The sequence below is a fragment of the Streptomyces sp. ME02-8801-2C genome (genome assembly GCF_033793965.1).
In the GTDB taxonomy this organism is placed as follows: Bacteria; Actinomycetota; Actinomycetes; order Streptomycetales; family Streptomycetaceae; genus Streptomyces.
Genome location: NZ_JARAXP010000003.1, coordinates 206,926 through 230,022, shown reverse-complemented (window position 1 = coordinate 230,022; position 23,097 = coordinate 206,926). Strand labels below are relative to the sequence as shown.

The window sequence follows — 23,097 nt, the reverse complement described above, 5'->3', positions numbered from 1 at the left end:
TCCTCCGTGTTCACCGGCCCATGGCCTCGATGAGGCTCTTGGGGCGCATGTCGGTCCACTGTTCGCCGACGTAGTCCAGACACGACCGGCGGCTCGCACGGCCGTGGACGACGGTCCAGCCGGCCGGGACGTCGGCGAAGGCGGGCCACAGCGAGTGCTGGCCCTCGTCGTTCACCAGGACGAAGTGCTCGATGCTGTCGTCGTCGAAGGGGTTGGTGGTCATGCCTGGTTCCTCCTGAGGTGGCTGGCCAGCACCGGGCCGATGCGGTCCAGTGACGTGGGCCGGGTCATCTCCCCGTGCGTGCAGGGGATGTCGTGGTTCTCGACGCGGCCCTCGACGTACGGCTGCCAGGCGCCGTACCGGTCGGGGAGCGCGTCCGGATCCTGTGCGGCGGTGAAGAACAGCAGGTCACCGTCGTACGACGTGGGGGTGAACTCGCCGAGCAGGCGCCGGTTGTTGGCCGTCACATCGACCAGGGCGGCGAGTTCGGCGTCGGCGAGGCTGCCGGGCATGTCGGGCACGCGCCGGACCAGCTCCGCGAACCGCGAGTCGGTGAGGGGCTCGTCGTCGTTCTCGTCCGTCGGGCGGCCGAGAATGGAGAGGAGGCTGCGCAGCAGGGCCGGGCGGTCGGACGGGGCGGGGCCCTGTGCGGTCCAAGCGCCGGGAAAGGCGTCGAGCAGCGCGAGCAGGGCGACCTTTTCGCCTGCCGCCTGGAGACCGACGGCCACCTCGTACGCGACGAGGCCGCCCATGGAGTAGCCGAGCAGGTGGTACGGGCCGTGCGGCTGGGTGTCGCGGATGCGGGCGGTGTGCTCGGCGACCACCTCGGCGAGGGTGCCGGCCGGTGTCCGGCCCGGGATCAGACCACGGGACTGCAGACCGTACAGCGGGCGGTCCGCGGGGACGTGGCGGGCGAGTCCGGCGAAGCCCCAGGACAGGCCGGAGGCCGGCGGGAGGCAGAAGAGGGGCTCGCGGTGACCGCGGGTGCGGAGCGGGAGCAGCGGGCCCAGGGGAGCCGCGCCCGCGTCGACGGGCCGGAGGCCCTCGTCCGTCCTGCGGGCGAGCGCCGCCACGGTCGGGGTGTCGAAGAGGACGCGCAGCGGCAGGTCGGTGCCGAGTTCGGCGCGGATGCGCGAGGTCAGGCGGGGGGCGAGCAGGGAGTGACCGCCGAGGTCGAAGAAGCCGTCGTGGACGCCGACTTGGGCCGGGGCGAGCCCGAGGACCTCGGCGAAGATGCCGCGCAGCGCCTTCTCCGTGCCGGTACGCGGGGAGGCCTTGGCGATGCCGGTCGCCGCGTCGGGGGCGGGCAGCGCTTTGCGGTCCAGTTTGCCGCTGGCGGTGCGGGGGAGGGCCGCGACGGTGACGAACGTCGAAGGGATCATGTGGGCGGGGAGTGTGCGGGCGAGGTGGTCGCGGAGGGCGGAGGTGTCCGGGGGTGCGACCCCGTCATCCGCCTCTCGCTCCGTCCCCGTTCGACCTTCGGTGAGGACGACGTACGCGACGAGTTGCTTTCCGCCCCGGCCGTCCTCCCGTACGGTCACCGCCGCGCCGGCGACGGTGGGGTGGGCGGCGAGTACGGCTTCGATCTCGCCCAGTTCGACACGGAAGCCCCGCACCTTCACCTGATGGTCGGCCCTGCCCAGGAAGCGCAGTTGTCCGTCCGGGGCACGGACGGCGAGGTCGCCCGTCCGGTACAGGCGTGCCCCCGGTGCGCCGAACGGGTCGGCGACAAAACGCTCGGCCGTGAGAGCCGGCCGGCCGAGATAGCCGCGGGCGGGCCCGCCGCCCGCCACGTACACCTCACCCACAGCGCCGTCGGGCACGGGGTGCAGGGCGTGGTCGAGGAGGTGGACGTGGTTACGGGCCAGCGGCCGGCCGATGGGAGGTGCGGAGTCGTCGCAGGAGCCGGGGTCCGACTGCCAGGCGGTGGCGTAGATCGTCGCCTCGGTGGGGCCGTAGAAGTTGACGAGCCGCACCCCGGGGAACGCGGCCTGGATGTCGGCGCGGAGCCGGCCGGGGATCGGTTCACCGCCGAGAGCCACCGTGTGCGGCGAGACAGCCGGCCGTTCTGCCAGGACGCCGGCCAGGACCGTGGGTACACCGCTGATCAGACCGACGTCCCGAGGGGTGCCGTCGGTGAGCGTGAGAAGGCTGTCGACGATCTCGACGCGGCCACCGCGCAGGAGGGGCGCGAAGATCTCGAACACCGACACGTCGAAGTTGAGCGAGGTCGAGAACAGCACCTTGGCCAGCCGGTCGCGGCCGAACTCGCTGTGCGTCCACTCGACGAACTCGACGGCGTTGCGATGGGTGGCCAGAACACCCTTGGGACGGCCGGTGGAGCCGGAGGTGTACGTGATGTACGCGAGGTTCTCCGGACGCAACCTGCTTGCGCGGGAAGGAGCTTGGGAGACCGTCAGCTCATCGCTCACGTCGAGCGTCGGTGTTCCCTCCGGCAGTGCTCCGGTCGTGCCGGCAGTGGCGAGAACGACGACCGGACGGGCGTCGTCGACGATGTACGCCAAGCGCTCGGCCGGGTAGGCGGGGTCGAGGGGCAGATAGGCGGCGCCGGACTTCAGCACCGCCAGGACGGCGACCACCAGCTCGGCCGTGCGGGGCAGCGCGATGCCCACGACGCGCTCGGGACCGGCACCCAAAGCGGTCAGCCGGGCGGCCAACCGCTCGGCTCGGGCGTCCAGTGCGCGGTACGTGAGCCGGGTGCCCCGGTCGAGTACGGCGTCGGCGTCCGGGGTGGCCGCGACCTGGGCCGACCAGAGGCCGGTCAGGGTGTCGGTCGCGGCCGGCGGGAGCTCGACCCGGTGGGGGAGTTCGCCGGGGGCCAGAATGCCCAGGCGCCCCTGTGGGAGGTCCGGGTCGGCGACCATGGCCTCCAGGATCCGCACCAGCCGCGCGAGCGTGGCGTCGGCCCAGCCCGCGTCGAACAGCGCGGGGCGATAGGCCAGCCGGAAGCGGGGCCGCACTCCGGGGAGGGCGACGAGGGTCACGGGGTAGTGCGTGGCGTCGCGCCCGCTCGAACCGACGACCCGGAGCCCGTCGGCCCTGCCCGGACCGCCTGCGCCCGTCGCCTCCGGGTCCACCGGATAGTTCTCGAAGACGAGAAGAGTGTCGAACAACTCGGGTACACCGACCGCCCGTTGGATGTCGGCCAGCCCGAGATGGTGGTGGTCGAGGAGGTTCACGTAGGTGTCCTGGACCTCGTGGACCAGACGGCCGAGAGTGTCCGCCGGGCGCAGCCGGACCCGGGTCGGGACGGTGTTGATGAACAGGCCGACCATCGACTCGACGCCGGGCAGCTCGGGCGGGCGCCCCGAGACGGTGGTGCCGAAGACGACGTCGTCACGCCCGGTCAGCCGGCCCAGGAGGAGCGCCCACGCGGACTGGACAAGGGAGTTCACCGTGACCCCGAGGCTCCGGGCGCGTGCCGTGAGAGCGGCCCCGGCCTCCGCCGACAACTCCGTGCGGGCCTGCGCCAGGTCGGTGGTGCCCGGGACAGGGGTCGACGGGGCGTCCGGGGCCAGCCGGGTCGGCTCCGTCACGTCCGCCAGTGCCTCCCGCCAGGCGTCCTCGGCGGCGGTACGGTCCCGGCGCTCCAGCCAGCGGAGGAAGGTGCGGTACGGCGGGACGGGCGCCAGCACTGCAGGGGCGCCCTCGGCGGCGTACAGGGCGAGCAGTTCGCGCAGGAGGACCGAGACCGACCAGCCGTCGAGCAGGATGTGGTGGTGGGTGACGAGCAGCCGGTGGCGGTCGGCTCCGGTGCGCACCAGGGCGCAGCGGAGAAGGGGCGGCGTGGCCGGGTCGAAGCCGTTCTCCCGGTCCTCGTCCAGCAGCTCCGCCCACGCCTTCTCCAGGTCGGTGCCCGGTCCGGTCAGATCGGCTTCCGCCCACGGCAGCGTCGCCCGGTGCGGGACGACCTGCACCGGCCGGCCGCCACGGCGCCGCCGGAACGCCGCCCGCAGGTTCGGGTGGCGGTCCAGCAGCGCCTGGGCGGCGGTGCGCAGGCGTACGGCGTCCACCGGGCCCTCGAGTTCGAAGACCAGCTGGACGACATACACGTCGTCGGCGTCCCGCTCCTGCTCGAACAGGGCGTGGAAGAGCAGGCCCTCCTGGAGTGGGGTCAGGGGGAGTACGTCGGCCAGTGCCGGCTGGGTCATGTCGCCTTCTCGTCTCGCTGTTTCTGCTGACTTGTGGGACTTGGCGTGGTCAACTGTCGAGGCCCGCCGCCAGTTCGTCGAGCTCGTCCCGGGACAGATCCCCGACCGACAGGCCGTCGCCGTTTTCGTCGTCCGTCCGCGACGCGAGCGCGGTGAGCGCGGCGAACCAGGACCCGGCCAGTGCCCGCACCTCCGGCTCGGTCACCACGCCGTCGGGCCAGGACCAGTCGGCGTGCAGACGCGGTCCGGTGCCGCCCGTTCCCGTGTCGTGGACGACCGCGTTGAGCTCGAGTACGTGGGCGGCGGCGAGGCCGGGGTCGGCGCCGGTGCCGAGCGCCGACGACTCGGGAGCGAAGGCCCACAGCCCGGTGCCGGGGCAGGTGTCGGGGGTAGCGGCGGGAGCCGTGAACCGGCCGAGGTAGTTGAAGCCGATGGCCGGCACGGGCGCCTTCGCCAACACGGCGGACGTGTCCGGGTTGAGGTGGCGCAGGAGACCGTAACCCGTGCCGTGGTCGGGCAGTTCGCGCAGGCGCTCGGCGATCCTGGTGACGGCCACCTCGGCGGCCGGCCCGGCGGCCAGCGCGTCGGCCACGTCCACGCCCGACAGGTCCAGGTGGACGGGGTACTGCGAGGTGAACCAGCCCACCGTGCGCGACAGTTCGAGCCCCGGCGTCAGCTCCTCACGGCCGTGGCCCTCGACGTCGACAACGACGTGCGGGGAGCCCTGGAGGTCGGCGACGGCCAGGGCGAGGCCGGTCAGCAGGACATCCTGAACACCGGCACGGAAGGCGGCCGGGACGGTGGTGAGCAGGGCGCCGGTCGTCTCGGGCGGCAGGGTCAGGCGCAGCGAGCGGGTGGTGGCGGCGGTGTCCCGGTCGGGGTCGAGCGGTCGCGCGCCCAGCGGGGTGCGCGGGGCGTCCACGACGGCGTGCCACAGCTCGGCCTCGGCGATCCTCGACGGCGTCACCGCCTGTTCGCCCAGCACGGTGGCCCAGCGGCGGAACGACGTGCCGACAGCGGCCAGTTCGGGCCGCCGGCCTGCCGCGACGGCCGCCCAGGCGGTCTCCAGGTCGGGTACGAGGATGCGCCAGGACACGCCGTCCACGACCAGGTGATGGGCGACCAGCAGCAACCGTCCGGGCCGCTGGGGCCCGGCGTCGAACCACACGGCCCGGACCATGTCCCCGGCCGCCGGATCGAGCCGGCCCACGGCCCGGTCGAACTCCTCGGCCACCGCCGCGTGGAGGTCGTCCTTGGCGGAGACCGCCCGGCGGCGAAGCAGGTCGGCGGCACGCACCGTACCGCCCGGGCGTACGTCGAGTACCGGCTCGGCAGTCGGTTCGGAGCCGGTGTCGAGCCGGGACCGGAGCATGTCGTGATGGTCGAGGAGGCTCTGCAGAGCCTCGGCCAGGTGGGGCAGGTCGGCCGTCGGCGGGACCGTCAGCAGCACGGACTGACTGAACCGGCCGATCGGGCCGCCGCGTTCGAGCAGCCAGCGCATGACGGGGGTCAGCGGGACGGGGCCCGTACCGTCGTCGGCGGGAAGATGGACGAGGGACGCGCCCGCGTCTCGCCGGTCGGCGACGGGGGCACCGCCGACGGGTCCGCGTGCCACGGCGGCGAGTTCCCGCACCGTCTGGTGCTTGAACACGTCCCGGGCACTGATCACGACCCCCGCCTCGGCCGCCCGGCTCACCAGCCGGATCGAGGAGATGCTGTCGCCGCCGAGGGCGAAGAAGTCCTCGTCGAGGGGGACTTCGGGCAGGTTGAGCAGTTCACGGAAGAGCGCGGCGAGGACGCGCTCGGCGGGGTTGGCGGGTTCCGGGTCGACGGGGTGCCCCGGGGCATCCGTAGCCCCGGCCCCGGCTTCCGCCAGCGTCCCGCGAACCGGTGCCGGGAAGAGCTCGTCGTCGCCCAGCAGATCCACGTGTTCGATGCGTACACCGGGGTCGTCGGCGACAGCGGTCAGCAGACGCACGAGTACCCGCGCGAGCCGCTCGACCGTGGCCGGGTCGAACAGGTCGGTGCTGTACTCGGCGATGCCGTCGATGCCCGCCGGGCTGCCGTCGTACTCGCGGCGCTCGCTCAGATAGAGCGAGAGGTCGAAGCGGGCGGCGCCGGTCTCCACGTATTCCCGGGTCACGTCCAGGCCGGGCAGGGCGAGGCCGGGGTGCGCGGCGTGGCCTGTGAAGGCGATCACCACTTGGAAGAGGGGATGGCGGGCGAGGGTGCGTTCCGGGCTGAGGGCGTCCACGAGGAGGTCGAACGGCACGTCCTGGTGGGCGTAGGCGGCGAGGTCGAACTCCCGGACCCTGTGCAGCAGTTCGCGGAAGGAGGGGTTGCCCGAGGTGTCCGTGCGCAGGGTGAGGCTGTTCACGAAGAACCCGACCAGGTTGTCCAGCCCCGCGTCGGGGCGACCGGCGACGGGCGTGCCGAGGGTGATGTCGGTACCGGAGCCGAGCCGGGTCAACAGGGCGGCGAGCCCCGCCTGTAGCACCATGAAGAGGGTGACCTTGGCATCGGCGGCGAGGTCGACGAGGGCCGCGTGCAGTTCGGCGTGGATGGTGAGGGCGGCCCGGTCGCCGTCACCGCTGGGTTCGGCGGGCCTCGGACGGTCCGCCGGGAGGGGCAGCTCGTCCGGAGCGCCTGCCAACGCGTCACGCCAGAAGTCGATCTGACGGTACATCAGGCTTCCTGGCTCGGTCGCGGCGCCCAACAGTTCGCGCTGCCACTGCGCGAAGTCGGCGTACGTCACCGGCAGTTGCCGCCACTCCGGGGCACTCTGCGCACTCCGTGCCGCGTACGCCGTCTCCAGGTCGCGCATCAGGGGTGCCATGGACCAGCCGTCGACCGCGATGTGGTGGGCGAGGAGCACCAGGACGTGTGTGTCGTCGCCGAGCCCGTACAGGGTCGCGCGCAGCGGGAGTTCGGACGACAGGTCGAAACGTTGACGGGCTGCGGCGGTGAGCAGCGCCGGAAGTTCGGTCTCGGTGGTCGCGACGACGTCGAGCTCCGGCCGGGCCGCCTCCGGGTCGAGGACGCGCTGGTACGGGGTGCCCATGAAGTCGGGGTAGAGGGTGCGCAGCGGCTCGTGGCGGGCCACGAGATCGGTGAGGGCCGCCCGAAGCGCCGACCGGTCCAGCGAGCCGGTCAGGCGCAGGGCCCAGGGGACGGTGTAGCCGCTGTTGCCCGCGTCGAGACGGCTCATGAACCACAGTCGCTGCTGGGCGTACGACAGCGGAATCGGGGCGTGTCCCCGTTCGTACGGGGCGAGTTCGGGGCGTCGTACGGCGTCCTCGGAGTTCAGCCGTTCGGCCAGTCCGGCCGGTGTCGGTGCCTCGAAGACCGCGCGGACAGGCAGCGTGACGCCGAGCGCGCCCCTGATCCGGTCGGTCAGCCGCATGGCGAGCAGGGAGTCGCCGCCGAGGTCGAAGAACCCGTCGTCCGCGCCCACCCGGTGCGCCGCCAGGCCGAGGACATCGGCGAACAGGCCGCACAGGATCTCCTCCTGCGGGGTACGCGGGGCACGGCCCCCACCGGACGACACGTCGGGCTCGGGCAGGGCCGCCCGGTCCAGCTTGCCGTTCGCGGTCAGCGGCAGCCGGTCCAGGACGACCACGGCACTGGGCACCATGTGCTCGGGGAGCGTGCGACCCGTGTGGCGGCGCAGGTTGTCCGCGTCCAGGGCGGCCCGACCGACGACGTAGGCGACCAACCGCGCGTCCCGCTCGACGACGACCGCCCGGGCGACCTCGGGATGGTCGGTCAACGCCGCCTCCACCTCGCCGAGTTCGATGCGGAAACCGCGGATCTTGACCTGGCTGTCGGCCCGCCCGGCGTACTCCAGCTCGCCGTCCGCAGACCTGCGCGCCAGATCACCCGTGCGGTACATGCGCTCGCCGGGGCCCCCGAACGGATCGGCCACGAACCGCCCGGCCGTCAGCCCCGGCCGGCCCAGATACCCGCGGGCGAGGCCCGCCCCGGCCACGTACAACTCACCGGTGACACCGGGCGGTACGAGCCGCAGCCCCACGTCCAGCACATACGTGCGCAGGTCGGGGATGGCACGGCCGATCGACCCCTGGGCGTCCCTGACCGCGCTCTCGGTCAGCGGCAGGCCGGTGACATGGACCGTCGTCTCGGTGATGCCGTACATGTTGACCAGGACGGGCGCGTCCTGCGGATGCCGGGTGTACCAGTCGCCGACCCTTGCGAAGTCGAGTGCCTCGCCGCCGAACACCACGTACCGCAGGGCAAGTTCACGCCCCACCTCCGGCAGGGCGGCGTCCGCGCGCAGCAGTTCGCCGAAGGCCGACGGGGTCTGGTTCAGCACGGTGACGCGCTCGCGTACCAACAGCTCCAGGAACTCCTCCGGTTCACGGCTCACCGCGAACGGCACGACCACCAGCGTGCCGCCGTGGAGCAGCGCGCCCCACAGTTCCCACACCGAGAAGTCGAAGGCGTACGAGTGGAACAGCGTCCACACGTCGTCCGGCCCGAAGTCGAACCAGTTCCGGGTCGACGCGAAGAGCCGAACGACGTTGGCGTGCGGGACGGAGACGCCCTTGGGGCGGCCGGTGGAGCCTGACGTGTAGATCACGTAGGCGGTGTTGGCGGGCGCCGGAGGCGGCAACTGCAGTGCGCAGGCAGGGTGGTTGAGCGCCTCGGTCACCGTGATCACGGGCGCTCCACCGGTCGGCGTCCGCGCGGCGGACAGGTCGTCCGACGTCAGCAGCAGCACCGGATCCGCGTCGGCCAGCATGAACTCCAGCCGCTCCGCCGGATACTCCGGGTCCATCGGTACATAGGCGGCGCCGGTCTTCAGGACCGCCAGCACCGCCACCACCAGATCGGGCGTACGCGGCAGGGCGAGGGCGACCAGCTTCTCCGGGCCGGCGCCTCGTTCCCCGAGCAGGTGCGCCAGGCGGTTGGACCGCTCGTCGAGTTCCGCGTACGTGAGACGGGTTTCGTCGTGCACGACCGCCGTCGCGCCGGGGGTGCGGGCGACCTGCTGGGCGAAGAGTTCGGGAAGAGTGACGGCCGGTTCGGCCGCCGCGGCCGGTCGGGCCGTCAGGCGTTCCCGCTCGCCCGGCAGTAGCGCCTCCACCTCACGCACGGGACACGCCGGGTTGGCCGCGAGAGCCGCCAGGACCTCGGCGAAACGGTCCAGCAGGGTGCGGACGCCCGTCCCGTCGTACAGGTCGGGACGGTAGGACAGGCGCAGCGCCAGACGGCGGCCGGGCAGGACGGAGAGGGTGAGCGGGTAGTGGGTGGCGTCGCGGGCGGTGATCCGGGTGACCTGGGCGGCGCCGCCCTTGGCGGCGGACGCGGGGTAGTTCTCGAACGCCAGCAGGGTGTCGAACAGATCGCCCGTATTGGTGGCACGCCGTATGTCCGCGAGGCCCAGATACTGGTGCGGCAGCAGGTCCGCCTGTCGGCTCCGGATGCCGGTGAGGAGGTCGGCGACGGTGGCCTCCTCGTCCCAACGGACGTGCGTGGGAACGGTGTTGATACAGAACCCCACCATCGACGCCACGTTCGGCAGCTCGGGCGGGCGAACCGTGACGGTCTGGCCGAAGACGGCGTCGGTGCGCCCGGTCAACCGGCCCAGCAGTACACCCCAGGCCGCCTGCACCAGGGTGTTGAGCGTGACACCGACCGCACGCGCCGTCGTCTCGGCGCGGGCGGTGAGCTCCTCAGAAAGCTCCACGACGAGTTCGCGGGGGAGGGCAGGCGTGGCGGGAGCGGCGCCGGGAGCCAGCAGTGTGGGCCCGGTCAGCCCCGCGAGAGCGCCCTGCCAGGCCCGTTCGGCGGCGGTGCGGTCCTGTCGGGCCAGCCAGGCCAGGTAGTCGCGGTACGGCGGCACGGTGGGAAGCGCGGTCGGGTGCTCGCCCGCGTACAGGGCGCTGAACTCCCGGACGAGCAACTGCTTGGACCAGCCGTCGAGCAGGATGTGATGGTTGGTGATCACCAGCCGGTAGCGGTCGGGGGCCCATCGGACGAGCAGATGGCGCAGAAGCGGCGGCCTGGACAGGTCGAAGCGGCGAGTGCGCTCGTCGTCGAGCAGCCGCTGCCATGCGAGGTCACGCTCGGCCTCGTCGTCCTTGGTGGCCAAGTCGACTTCCGACCACGGGAGTTCGACATCCGTGGGCACGATCTGGAACGGCTGTCCGGTCTCCCGCCGGCGGAAGCAGGCACGCAGGTTCGGATGCCGGTCGAGCAGGGCCTGCCCGGCGGCTCGTACGGCGGCGGGGTCCACCTCGCCGGTGAGCTCCAGGACCTGCTGGGCGGCGTAGACGTCGGGGGCCAGGTCGTCGTCGTACAGGGCGTGGAAGAGAAGTCCCTCCTGCAACGGGGACAGGGGCAGGATGTCGGAGATTCCGGACCGAGTCACCGTGGGTTACCTCCACTCGCTTCCGAACTCGGCTTCGAGTTCGGCGATCTCTGCTTGGGACAGCGACACCAGCGGCAGGTCGGACGGGGTCCGTCCGCCCTCCGCGGTGGCATGGGTCAGTGCGGTCAGGGCGTCGCACCACAGCCCGGCGAGGGCGCTCACATCGGCCTCCGACCAGATCCCGGGAGCCCATGACCAGGTGGCCCGCAGCCCCTCCTCGCCGGCCACGACGGTGATCTCCAGACCATGAGCCACGGGCAGGCCGGGATCGTGGGCGGCGCCGAGGGCGAGCGCGCCGGGAAGCGGTTCGGGCGCCGCGGACCAGTCGGCCGGCCGCGGGTCGGCGGCGGGTGTGCGTCCCAGGTAGTTGAAGCCGATCTGCGGGGCCGGAAGCGCGCTCAGCGTCGCTCCGATGGCCGGGTTGAGGTGGCGCAGCAGACCGTGGCCGATGCCGTGGTCGGGTACGGCCCGCAGCTGCTCCTTGACGCTCCTGAGCACCTGGGCGGTGTCCTCCAGGGCGAGACCGGTGAGGTCGAGCCGCGCCGGGACGGTGCTGGTGAACCAGCCCACGGTCCGGGACAGGTCGACCCCCTCGGCGAGTTCCTCGCGGCCGTGCCGCTCGATGTCCAGCAGCAGTGCCGGATGGTGGCGCCACCGCGCGAAGGCGAGAGCGAGGGCGGCGAGCAGGACGTCGTCGGGACCGGCGTGGAAGGCGGTAGGGACCGTGGTGAGCAGGTCGGTGGTCTGTGCGGCCGGGAGAGCACGGATGAGGTGACGCATCGCGGCGACGACATCCTGCGCGGGGTCGGGACGCCGCCCGCCCAGCAACGGGTCGTGGGCGCCCAACAGCCGTTGCCAGAGCTCCAGTTCACCGGAACGCGGCTCGGCGGCGCGCTCCAGCAGCCGTGCCCACTGCCTGAACGGTGTTCCGGACGGCGGCAGTTGCTCGTCCCGCCAGGCGGCGGCCAGATCGTTGCGGAGGATCCCCCAGGACACGCCGTCGACGGCCAGATGATGAACCGTCAGCAACAGCCGTCCGGGACGATCAGGACCCGCGTCGTACCAGACGGCACGAACCAACTCGCCCTCGCTCGGCCTCAGTCGGGAGACCGGTACCTCGATCGCCGCCCCGAAGTCCCCGTCGGGCACGGCGACCCGCTCCAGCTGTTCGGCCGCGTCCACGCTCCCGGGCGGCGGAATGTACGCGGTCCAGTCGCCGTCGGTCGTCACGCGCATCCTCAGCACGTCATGGTGGTCGAGTACGGCCTGGAGGGCGCCCGCGAGCCGCTTCTCGTCGGCTCCGGCGGGTGTCACGAGGAGCGCCGACTGGCTGAACGAACCGATGGGGCCGCCGCGTTCACGCAACCGGTGCATGGCCGGGGTCAACGGCAGTTCACCGACCGCCGGTTCCTGAATGGACCCCCGTGCCGGGGCCGGACGCCCCGCGGCCACGGTGGCGAGCCCGGCGACCGTCCGCTGCTCGAAGACATCACGCGGCGTGAGGCGCAGCCCCGCCGTGAGAGCGCGGCTGACGAGATGGATGGAGGCGATGCTGTCGCCACCGAGGTCGAAGAACCCGTCGTCCACGCCCACATCGCGCGGGTCCCGGCCGAGGATCTCGGCGAACAGTCCCCGCAGGGTCTCCTCGCCCCGAGTGCGCGGAGCGCGCGCCACCTCGACGGCCGTGACGTCGGGCACGGGCAGCGCGGACCGGTCCAGCTTGCCGTTCGGCGTCATCGGGAGGGCGTCCAGCACGACGAACGCCTCCGGCACCATGTGCTCGGGCAACCGCCGTGCCGCGAACGCCCGTACGTCGTCGCCGTCGAGGCCGCGGGCTCCCACGAGGTAGCCGACCAGCCGCCGTACGCCGGGCCGGTCCTCGCGAACCACCACCGCGGCCTGCTCGACGTCACCGTGCGCGGTCAGCGCACCCTCGACCTCGCCCGGCTCGATCCGCAGCCCCCGGATCTTGAGTTGCCCGTCGGCCCGCCCTCGCAGTTCCAGGACACCGTCGGCCCGCCGCACGGCCAGGTCGCCGGTGCGGTACATCCGGGTCCCCGGCGGCCCGTACGGATCGGCGACGAACCGTTCGGCGGTCAGCCCGGGCCGGTTCCAGTACCCCCGGGCCACCTGGTCGCCCGACACGTACAGCTCACCCTCGATGCCGACCGGGACCGGGTTGAGCCAGGCGTCCAGGACGTGGGCGCGGGTGTTCCACATGGGGCGCCCCACGGGCACCGGGCCGGACGGCAGGTCGTCACCGGGTTCGATGCGGTGGTCGGTGCAGCCGACGGTGAGCTCGGTCGGGCCGTAGTGGTTGACCAGCCGTACGTGGGGATGCTCCCGGCGCCAGGCGCGCAGGGCCTCCCCGACGAGGGCCTCCCCGCCGAGCATGAACTCCTCGCTCGGCGAGATGTCGTACGGCAGGGCGGGCAGCAGGGCGAGATGGCTGGGGGTCGCCTTGAGGAAGGTGTAACCGCCGGGCAGCGGGTCCGCGCCCGCTTCGTGGACGGCGGCGATGTGCACCCGGCCGCCCGCGGCGAGTGCTCCGTGCAGGGTTGTCACGGTGGCGTCGAAGGACATCGTGGCGTGCAGCAGCGAGGCGCCGCGCAGACTCGGGTACGCGGACACACAACGGGCCACGTAGGTGGTGAGGTTGCGGTGCTCGACGACCACGCCCTTGGGACGCCCGGTGGTGCCGGAGGTGTAGATCAGGTAGGCCGGATCGGCGGGTCGGGTGTCGGGCAGCGGGGTCCCGGTGTCGGGGCCGTCGGTGTCGGGATGCACGAGCGGGCAGTCGACCGTGATCGGGTCCCCGGTGATGACGCACACCGGGCCGGCGTCGGACAACAGATGGGCGGTCCGCTCGGCCGGATGCTCCGGGTCGAGCGGCAGATAGGCGGCGCCCGCCTTGAGGACGGCCAGTACCGCCACCGCGAGGTCGACAGACCGGGGGAGCGCGAAGGCGACGACCCGGCCTGGTCCGGCACCGAACGAGACCAGAGCCCGCGCCAACCGCTCGGCTCGCAAGTCGAGTTGACGGTACGTCAGTTCAGTGTGCGCGTCGGTCACGGCCACCGCGTCCGGGGTCAGCGCCGACCACGCCTCGAACATCCGGTGGAACGGCGTCTCCGGCACGTCATGGGCGGTGTCGTTGAACTCGACGAGCAGGCGCCGTCGTTCGTCCGGCCCGAGGATGCCGAGCCTGCCCACGGGCCGGTCGGGATCGTCGAGGGCGGTCCGCAGCAGCCGTTCCAGCCGGGCGGCGAGTTCCACGGCCGTGGTCCGGTCGAACAGGTCGGCGCTGTACTGCAGGATGCCCTCGATGCCGTCCGGTGACCCGTCGGCGGCCTGCCGTTCACCGAGGTTGAAGGTGAGGTCGATCTTGGTCGCGCCGGTCTCCACGGGCAGCGTCCGGGTGGTGACGCCGGGCAGGTCCAGGCGCGGTTCGGCGCCGGGCCGGAAGGCGAGCATCACCTGGAACAGCGGGTGCCGGGCCGGTGAACGAGGCGGGTTGAGAGCCTCGACCAACTGCTCGAACGGCAGGTCCTGGTGGGCGTAGGCCGCGAGGTCGCTCTCCCGGACCCGCTCCAGCAACTCCCGGAAGGTGGGGTCGCCGGAGGTGTCGGTGCGCAGGACGAGAGTGTTCAGGAAACAGCCGACCAGATCGTCCAGCGCCTCGTCGGCGCGCCCTGCGACCGGCGTGCCGAGAGGGATGTCGGTGCCCGCCCCGAGCCGGGTCAACAGGGCGGCCAGTGCTGCCTGGACGACCATGAACGGCGTCGTGCCTGTCTCCCCGGCGAGGACGCGCACCCGCCTGTGGAGCGCCGCGTCCAGAAGTACGGGGATGTCGCCGCCCCGGTGCGTGGCACGGGCCGGGCGGGGGCGGTCGGTCGGCAGGGGGAGTTCGTCGGGAAGACCTGCCAACGCGGTTGTCCAGTACGCGAGATGAGTGGCCGGGCTGGTCTGCTCTCCCTGCCAGACGGCGAAGTCGGCGTACTGAACCGGCAGTTGCGTCCAGTCCGGGACCCGGTTCTCCTGGCGGGCCCGGTAGGCGGCGTCCAGATCGCGGGTGAGGGGATCCAGGGACCAGCCGTCGGCGGCGATGTGGTGCAGCAGCAGGAGCAGGACGTGGTCCTCGGGGCCGAGGACGAGCAGATGGGCGCGGAGCGGGATGTCCTCGGTGAGCCGGAACTCCTGGCCCGCCAACTCGGCCAGTCGGTCCGGCAGTTCGGCCTGCGTGACCCCGCTGACATCCAGCCGGGGCCGGGCGGCGGCGGGGTCGAGCAGCCGCTGGCGCGGGGTGCCGTCGATGTCCGGATAGACCGTGCGCAGGATCTCGTGCCGGGTGACCAGATCGGCCAGCGCCAGACGCAGCGCGTCCTGGTCGAGGGCGGCGCCGGTGAACCGTACGGCGAGCGGGATGTGATAGGCCGCGCCGGACTCCTCGAGCCGGTCGAGGAACCACAGGCGCCGCTGGGCGGAGGACAACGGGGTCTCGTCGGGGACTGCTCCGGCCACCGGCCGCGATACGACCCGTACGACCGCATCCGTGCCGACGCGAAGAGCGTCGAGGGGTCCCACGAGCGGACCGGCGAGAGCCGTCGCCGGGGTGGGCGCCTCGAACAGGTCGCGCAGGCTCAGGTCGACACCCAGCGTGGCACGGATCCGGCCGATCAGGCGCAGGGCGAGCAGTGAATGGCCGCCGAGTGCGAAGAAGTTGTCGTCCGGGCCGACGACGGGCAGCCCCAGGACGTCTGCGAAGAGGCCGCAGAGGACTTCTTCGTGCGTGTTTCGTGGAGCCCGTGCGTCGCGGCTGCCGCTCTCCACGTGGGGAACCGGCAGGGCAGCACGGTCCAGCTTGCCGTTGGCGGTCAACGGCAGCCGGTCCAGTGGTACGACGGCGGAGGGGACCAGGGGACCGGGCAACTGTGCGGCAACGTGGGCACGCAGGGTCTCCGGCTCGGGGCGCGGGCCCGGGGCGGGCACCACGTAGGCGACCAGTCGCCGGTCGCCGGGGCGGTCCTCGCGGACGAGCACGAGCGCCTGGGCGACCTGCGGATGGGCGGCGAGTACGGTTTCGACCTCGCCGGGTTCGACGCGGAAGCCGCGCAGCTTGACCTGACCGTCGGCCCGCCCGTGGAACTCCAGCTCGCCGTTCCCGTCCACACGGACGCGGTCCCCGGTGCGGTACATACGGGTGCCCGGCGGGCCGTACGGATCGGCGGTGAAGCGTTCGGCGGTCGCGTCGGGCCGGCCGAGGTAGCCGCGCGCCACTCCGGGCCCGGCCACGTACAGCTCACCGACGACGCCCGTCGGCAGGGGCCGCAGAGCGCTGTCGAGGACGTAGGCGCGCATACCGTCGAGCGGTCGGCCGATGGGCAGCGTGTCGGGCACCTCCGCGCCGCCCGGAAAGGGACGGCAGGTCGCGAAGGTGGTCGTCTCGGTCGGGCCGTAGCCATTGGTGACCGTCAGACCCGGACACGCCGCCATGACCCGGCGCACGGCGGAGGCGGGGACGGCTTCGCCACCGGCCCACACCTGGCGCAGCCCGGCGAAGCAGCCCGGGTCCTGCTCGGCGGCGAGCCGGAACAACCCGGCCGTCAGCCACAGCGCCGTCAGCCCGTGCCGGGCGGTCAGCCGGGCGACACCGGCCGCGTCGATGTACTCGTCGGCCCCGCCCGCCCCCGTGACCACGGCGGTGCCCCCGCCCAGCAACGGCACCCACATCTCGTACGTGGACGCGTCGAACGCGGTCGGCGAATGGACGAGCACCCGTGCGTGCGCGCCGCCCCCGAACGCCGAGTCGGCGGCCAGCGCGACGACGTCCCCATGGGTGACGGCTACGCCCTTGGGTGTACCGGTGGAGCCCGAGGTGTAACTGACGTAGGCCAACTGGGCGGCATGCACGGGCACTTCGGGGTCGGTGTCCGGCTCGGTGACGAGGGAGGGGTCCGTGCAGACGACGGCATGAAGACCGTCGTACGAGCCGCTGTCGGTGGTGTCGTCCGTCAGCAGTACCGGTGCACCGGTCTCCGTGAGGATGTACCGGGTACGGGCGGCCGGGGCGCGCGGATCGAGTCCGACATAGGCGCCGCCCGTCTTGAGGACGGCCAGCAACGCCACGATCAGCTCGTCGGAGCGGCGCATCAGGACCGCGACCCGGTCCTCGGGCCGGATGCCCAGCCGCAGCAGCCGGTGGGCGAGCCGGTTTGCGCGGGCGTTCAACTCGCGGCCGGAGATCGCCAGTTCACCGTGGACGACGGCGACACCGTCGGGGTCGGCTGCCACGCGGGCCGCGAACAGCGCCGGAACGCTGCTCCCACGTACGGCGGGAGTGGCGACGGGAACCGGACCGTCGAGCCGCGCCTCCTCGCCGGGGAGTGTCAGTTCCACCCGTCCCACGACCGTGTCGGGCTTGGTTGCCGCCGCTGCGAACCGGTCCACGAAGTGGCGCAAACACCGGTGGTGGGCGGTGAGTTCGGCGTCGGAGTAGTGCTCGGGACCGGCGTCGAGGTCGATCCGGATGCCCTGGCCGTCCGCACGGTCGTAGACGTTGACCGCGAGGTCCTCGACCGGGCCCGTGGACAGGTTGTGGCGGGTGGTCGGGTGACCGGCGAAGCGCAACTCCGCCCCGAAGGCCATGATGTTGACGACCGGCCCGAAGTAACGGGGGCCGTCCGGCGGCAGGTTCAGATCCCGGCGCAGGTCCTCGCCCCGGTGACGTTGGTGAGCCAGCAGGTCGCGGGTGGCGCGAGCCGTCTGCCGTACGAGGTCGGCGGCGGTGGTGTCCGGGCGTACGGACAGCCGTAGGGGCAGCACGTTGGACGCCATGCCCGGGGTCTCGAGTTCCTTCTCGTCCTCCCGGGCGGTGACGGCGAGGCCCAGGACGATGTCATGGGTGCCGGTGAGCCGGTGCAGATAGGCGGCGGTCGCCGCGAGGACCACGCGGGACCAACGGGTTCCGGAGAGTTCGGCGGCGGAGTGCACCAAGTCACCGGCAGGTGCGGGGAGATGGCCGGTGCGGCGCAGGAAGTGGTCGCCGACCCGGGGCGGGCGGGCGGACAGGCTCACCGGGTCCGACAGGTCGGCGAGGGAGCTCGTCCAGTGGGCGCGGTCACGGTCGTGCCGTCCGTCGGAGCGGTAGGCCTGGTCGGCGGCGATCAGCGGGGCGAGGGACGCGGTCGGCGGGGCGTACGGGACGCCCGCCGCGAGCGCGGAGTATGCGTCGGCCACCCGCCGGGCGATCAGGGAACAGCTGAAGCCGTCGACCGCGATGTGATGGTAGGCCTGGTACCAGATCCAGTGGTCGTCCGCCAGGCACAGCAGCGCGTACCGGAACAGCGGGCCCCGGTCGAGGTCGAAGGGCGTGGCGAAGTCGTCCGCCATCCACTCCCGCGCGGCCTCGAGCCCCGCCGCGTCGACGACGGGCATCGTCCGCTCGGGACCGGCGTCCACCAGCAGCCGCACGCCGTCGTCGTCCGCCGCGAACCGGGACCGCAGCGTCTCGGTCGCGTCCACCACCAGCCGCACCGCCGTCCGGAACAGCTCCGGTTCGACGGGCCCGTGGATCTCGGTGTACTCGCCCACGTTGTAGGCGGCACCCGCGCCGTCGAGCCGCTGGCCGAACCACATCGAGCGCTGGGCGGCGGACGGCTCCAGGCCACGGCTTACAGTCATCGACGTGCTCCGGTGGGGTGTGGGGGAGGGGCGGCGTGCTGTCGTGGAGGCTGTGTGCTGCTCAACTGCCAGTGAATGAGCGGGTGTTCGTGCATCGGCCAGGCCCCCAGGGACTGGCGGCGGGCTTGCTGTGCGCCGCTCGCTCGCACCCGGGCGGTCGTGCGTCAACGAGCCGCTCCGGCAGCGGCAGGCGCGTACGTCAGATGGCGGCCGATCTGCTCGGCGACCATGGCCGGGCCGTCGCCGGTGGTGGGCCAGGGGACACGCAGCCAGGGCTCGGCGGGGACGAGCCGCAGGTCGCGGGCCTGTCGGGCCCGGCCGCCGCCCGTGATGTTGAGGAGGACCAGTTCGTCGCGGTCGACGAGCCCGGCACGCACCGCGTCGGCGAGAGCGGCCAGCGCGACTCCCGCGCCCGGTTCGATGTCGATGCCCTCGGTCTCGTCGAACAGATCCATCGCGGCGAGAGCGGCAACGTTGTCGACGCGGAGAACGTCCCCGCCGCTCTCGGTGAGCACATCGTGCACCCCGCCGCGAACGGTGAACGGCGGTCGCCGGTTGGTCAGTTCGCGAGCCAGCGGCTCGTGTTCCCGGTCGGCCGGAGCGCGACCGCCGTGGTGCCAGGCCTCGAACAGTGGGGCGAAGGGCGCGTTCTGGCACATCATCAGGCGCGGCAAGGCCTCGTCGTCGGTCCGGATCCGGCGCGCCGCCTCATGGGCGCCGATGGCCCCCGTGCCGCTGCCGACCGCCTGTACGTAGGTCCCCGGCAGGCGGCCGATCGCCTCGGCCGCCGCCAGCATCACCGTGCCCAGGCCGTCGCGGCGCCCGACGTTCCGGCTGCCGCCCTCCGCCTGGTGACCGGGGAGCCGGGCCAGCAGATCGGCGCAGGCGATGGCGTCGCTGTAGGCGGCACCGTCGAGGGCGACGACGCGTACGCAGGGGTCGAGCGGGGTGGGGAAGCGCAGACCGGCCAGAGCCGTGTCGGGTACGACGAGCAGGCACGGCACCTGATGGAGGGTCGCGGCCCACGCGAAGGCGGCGGCGGTGTTGCCCGCCGAGGGGATCACCAGGACGGGCGGGGCGGCGGGCAGCCGGCCGAGCACCGTGTACGCCTCGAAGTCCTTGAAGGTGCAGGTCGGCAGATGCGCCCCGTGTTCCGGCCAGTACCCGTTGAAGGCGACCCACAGCTGGTCGAGGCCGATGCGCCGGCCGAGCCGGTCGGCACGCCGCACGACCGGGCCGGGCACGCCGGGGAAGGTCCGCGCCACCGGCAGCAGAGCCGCATGGCGAAACAGCCCGGTGTCGGTGCGACCGCCGGCACCCTCGTACCCGGCGGGAGCGGAGTACCCAGTGGGAGCGGAGTACTCAGTGCGCAGGAACGCCGGTTCGTGCGGCAGGGGGCAGTCGAGAATCAGGCCGTCGTCCTCGTAGCGGCTGCCGCAGGAGGAACAGACGAGTGTGTAGTGACGATTTCCCGGGCGTACTTGGGGGCGTACGGGGGACATTCCATTGCCTTCCGCAGGACCGTGCTTCGCTGGTCAATTGCAACCGGAGCCGTGCAAATCACGGGCGACTCGAGAATTACCGTTGCACCAACGATGGGTTGACTTTCCGTTCCTCCAAGTGAGCCGACACGCAACCTCGGAGTGTTCAGTTCCGCTTCATCTCTCCTTCTCGATCAGGGAGCTGAGGCCGTGTTAGCCCTGTTGCAGCACCCGGGACGCACACGCGTCCTGACGGAGAGGACGGCGGGGAATTGGGCGACCAACCGACGAACGAGACATTGGCCGAGCGGGCAGATTCTCTGTTCGCGCCCTCACTTTCACCTTCGCAATGGCTTCCTTCTCAAGTTCCGGTGCGCTTTTTCCCATGGAAAGGAAAAGAGCCGACACGCGATCCGGGCGAACGGGCCGATTCGGCCCCGGAGCAGGGTGACTACGACCTGCCGGAGTCCGGCGTGCTGCTCGCGGCCTACCGGAAAATGGTTCTGGGGCGCCGCTTCGACGAACAGGCGACCGCGCTCGCCCGCCAGGGCCGGCTCGCGGTCCACCCCTCCAGCCTCGGCCAGGAGGCGTGCCAGGTGGGCGCCGCGCTGGCACTGCGCCCGACCGACTGGCTGTTCCCCACCTACCGCGACTGCGTGGCGCTGGTCAGCCGGGGCATCGACCCCGTCGAGACGCTGACCCTGCTGCGCGGCGACGGTCACTGCGGCTACGACCCCGTGCGCCACCGCACCGCACCCCAGTGCACTCCGCTGGCGACCCACGCCGCCCACGCCACCGGGCTGGCCCATGGCGAACGCCTCAAGGGCACCGACACGGTCGCCCTCGCGCTCGTCGGCGACGGCGCCACCAGCGAGGGCGACTTCCACGAGGCGCTGGGTATCGCGGGCGTCCTGCGGGCACCCGTGGTCTTCCTGGTGCAGAACAACCGCTACGCCATCTCCGTCCCGCTCTCGGCCCAGAGCGCGGCACCGAGCCTGGCGTACAAGGGAGTTGGTTACGGCGTCCGCTCGGAGCAGGTGGACGGCAACGACGTGGCGGCCGTACTCGCCGTACTGGGCAGGGCGGTCGAGGAAGCGCGCGCGGGCGGCGGCCCCTGGCTGGTCGAGGCGCACACCTACCGGATGGCCCCGCACACCAGCGCCGACGACCCCTCCCGCTACCGTCCGGCCGAGGAGGCCGAGCACTGGCGCGGGCGCGACCCGATCGACCGGCTCGAGAGCTGGCTGCGCGACCGCGGACTGCTCACCGAGGACGACATCAGGGCGGCGGCGGCCGAGGCCGAGGCGTACGCCGCCGAGGTGCGGATCCGGTTCGCCGAGGACCCCGTGACGGACCCGCTCGCCCTGTTCGACCATGTCTTCAGCGCCCCGACCCCGCAACTGACCGCACAACGCGCCGCCCTGCGGGCCGAGTTGGAGGGACACTGAGATGGCGGCCACGATGGCACAGGCCCTCAACACCGCTTTGCGGGACGCGCTCGACGCCGACGAACGCGTTGTCGTCTTCGGCGAGGACGTCGGCCGGCTCGGCGGTGTCTTCCGGATCACCGACGGGCTCGCCGACACCTTCGGCGACCGCCGCTGCTTCGACACCCCGGTGGCGGAGGCGGGCATCGCCGGCCTCGCCGTCGGTATGGCGATGGCCGGATTCCGGCCGGTGGTGGAGATGCAGTTCGACGCGTTTGCCTACCCGGCGTTCGAACAGATCGCCTCCCACGTGGCCAAGTTCCGCAACCGCACCCGCGGCACCCTCGCCCTGCCCATGGTCGTCCGTATCCCCTACGGCGGCGGAATCGGCGGAGTCGAGCACCACAGCGACTCCAGTGAGGCCTACTACGCGCACACGGCCGGCCTGAAGGTCGTCACCCCCGCCACCGTCGGCGACGCGTACTCACTGCTGAGGGAAGCGATCGAGGACCCGGACCCGGTGATCTTCCTGGAACCCAAGCGCCACTACTGGACCAAGGAGGACATCCAACTCCCCCTGCGGAGCGAGCCGTTCGGCACAGCGGCGGTGCGCCGCCCCGGCACCGACGCCACGCTCGTCGCCTACGGCCCGTCGGTCGCCGTCGCCCTGACGGCGGCGCGGGAGGCGGCCGCCGAAGGCCTCGACGTGGAGGTGCTGGACCTGCGCACCCTCGTCCCGCTCGACGACCACGCGCTCACCGAGTCCGTGCGGCGCACCGGCCGCTGTCTGGTGGTGCACGAGTCGCAGGGGTTCGCCGGCGTCGGCGCCGAGATCGCGGCCCGGGTGCAGGAAAGCTGTTTCGACGCGCTGCGCGCGCCCGTGCTGCGCGTCACCGGTCTCGACATCCCGTATCCGCCGCCCCTGCTGGAGAACGCCCATCTACCAGGCGTGCACCGGGTGCTGGCGGGCCTGCGGCGTCTGCTGCCGGACGGCGGCCAGGGCGTACGACAGCCCCTGCCGGCGTTCTCTGTCGCCCCGGCTGCCGGGGACCGCACCTTCCTGCTGCCGGACCTGGGCGAGGGGCTGGCGGAGGCCGAGGTGCTGGAGTGGACGGTCGCCGTGGGCGACAGCGTCACGCACGATCAACCCGTCGTCGAGGTTGAGACGGCCAAGTCCGTGATCACCCTCCCGACCCCCTTCGCCGGGACGGTGACCGCCCTGCACTGCCGCGCCGGCGAGATCGTCGAGGTGGGAGCACCGCTGCTGTCGGTGACGGAGACCACCCCCGAGGCCGACTCGGGCGCGGTCCTCACCGGCTACGGGACGGGAGGGGCGACGCGCCGGGCAGCGAGGAACGGTGCGACTCCGGCGCACGGCACCGGGACCGGTGCAGCGCCGGGTGCGCAGGGTGTGTTGTGTGCCCAGAGCGCCCAGAGCGCCCAGAGCGCCCAGAGCGCCCAGAGCGCCCCGGGTGCCCCGGGAGCGCCGGGAGCGCTGAGCGTGTCGAGAGTGCCGGGTGTGCCGAGCGCGCCGGACGTGTCGGGTGTGCGGGGTGCGTTGAGTGCGCCGGGTGCCGCGAGCGCGCCGGCGACGTCGGTCGTCCGGCGGCCCGGGGGTAGCCTCCCGTCGGACGCGGTCGCCGAGGGGTTCGTCCGCGCCCACCGGGATACTGACAGCGCGCCGGATGTGCCGAGTGCGCCAGGTGCGCCGAGCACATCTGAAGTGTCGGGTGTGCGGGGTGCGTTGAGCGCGCCGGGTGCCGCGAGCGCGCCGACGACGTCGGTCGTCTGGCAGCCCGGGGGTAGCCTCCCGTCGGACGTGGTCGCCGAGGGGTTCGTCCGTGCCCACCGGGATACTGACAGCGCGCCGGATGTGCCGAGTGCGCCAGGTGCGCCGAGCACATCTGAAGTGTCGGGTGTGCGGGGTGCGTTGAGCGCGCCG

7 protein-coding genes are annotated in these 23,097 nt (G+C 72.6%); 2 read left to right on the top strand and 5 right to left on the bottom strand.

Annotation, left to right across the window (positions count from 1 at the left end):
- Positions 1 to 10 precede the first annotated feature (10 nt).
- The 5 genes from PV396_RS10115 to PV396_RS10095 form a co-directional block, all read right to left on the bottom strand.
- The gene (locus PV396_RS10115; protein WP_319202734.1) at positions 11 to 223 is read right to left on the bottom strand and encodes an MbtH family protein; all 213 of its coding nucleotides are present in this window, start codon (positions 221 to 223) and stop codon (positions 11 to 13) included.
- Positions 220 to 4,173: an amino acid adenylation domain-containing protein gene (locus tag PV396_RS10110; RefSeq protein WP_319202732.1), complete on the bottom strand. Its 3,954-nt coding sequence runs from the start codon at positions 4,171 to 4,173 to the stop codon at positions 220 to 222. The genes PV396_RS10115 and PV396_RS10110 overlap by 4 nt, the downstream gene beginning before the upstream one ends.
- Before the next feature lie 49 nt (positions 4,174 to 4,222).
- On the bottom strand, positions 4,223 to 10,567 hold the full coding sequence (locus PV396_RS10105; RefSeq protein ID WP_319202730.1) for a non-ribosomal peptide synthetase: 6,345 nt from the start codon (positions 10,565 to 10,567) through the stop codon (positions 4,223 to 4,225).
- A gap of 6 nt (positions 10,568 to 10,573) precedes the next feature.
- Positions 10,574 to 18,247 carry a non-ribosomal peptide synthetase gene (locus PV396_RS10100; protein WP_319202728.1) on the bottom strand — a complete coding sequence of 2,558 codons (7,674 nt, stop codon included), beginning with the start codon at positions 18,245 to 18,247 and terminating at the stop codon, positions 10,574 to 10,576.
- 164 nt (positions 18,248 to 18,411) lie between these two features.
- Complete coding sequence (locus tag PV396_RS10095) at positions 18,412 to 19,749, bottom strand: cysteate synthase (RefSeq protein WP_319202726.1); 1,338 nt, start codon at positions 19,747 to 19,749, stop codon at positions 18,412 to 18,414.
- A gap of 476 nt (positions 19,750 to 20,225) precedes the next feature.
- On the opposite strand from PV396_RS10095, the gene PV396_RS10090 reads away from it, so the two are divergent.
- A complete protein-coding gene (locus PV396_RS10090) occupies positions 20,226 to 21,176 on the top strand; it encodes a thiamine pyrophosphate-dependent enzyme (protein ID WP_319204042.1) in 951 nt (316 codons plus the stop codon).
- Between the two features lies 1 nt (position 21,177).
- The coding region (locus PV396_RS10085) for a transketolase C-terminal domain-containing protein (protein ID WP_319202724.1) at positions 21,178 to 23,097 on the top strand (1,920 nt) is incomplete at its 3' end.

Coding starts and splice junctions, on each gene's coding strand:
- PV396_RS10115 (WP_319202734.1), bottom strand. CDS start 223: ATGACCACCAACCCCTTCGACGACGACAGCATCGAGCACTTCGTCCTG.
- PV396_RS10110 (WP_319202732.1), bottom strand. CDS start 4,173: ATGACCCAGCCGGCACTGGCCGACGTACTCCCCCTGACCCCACTCCAG.
- PV396_RS10100 (WP_319202728.1), bottom strand. CDS start 18,247: ATGACTGTAAGCCGTGGCCTGGAGCCGTCCGCCGCCCAGCGCTCGATG.
- PV396_RS10095 (WP_319202726.1), bottom strand. CDS start 19,749: ATGTCCCCCGTACGCCCCCAAGTACGCCCGGGAAATCGTCACTACACA.
- PV396_RS10090 (WP_319204042.1), top strand. CDS start 20,226: ATGGTTCTGGGGCGCCGCTTCGACGAACAGGCGACCGCGCTCGCCCGC.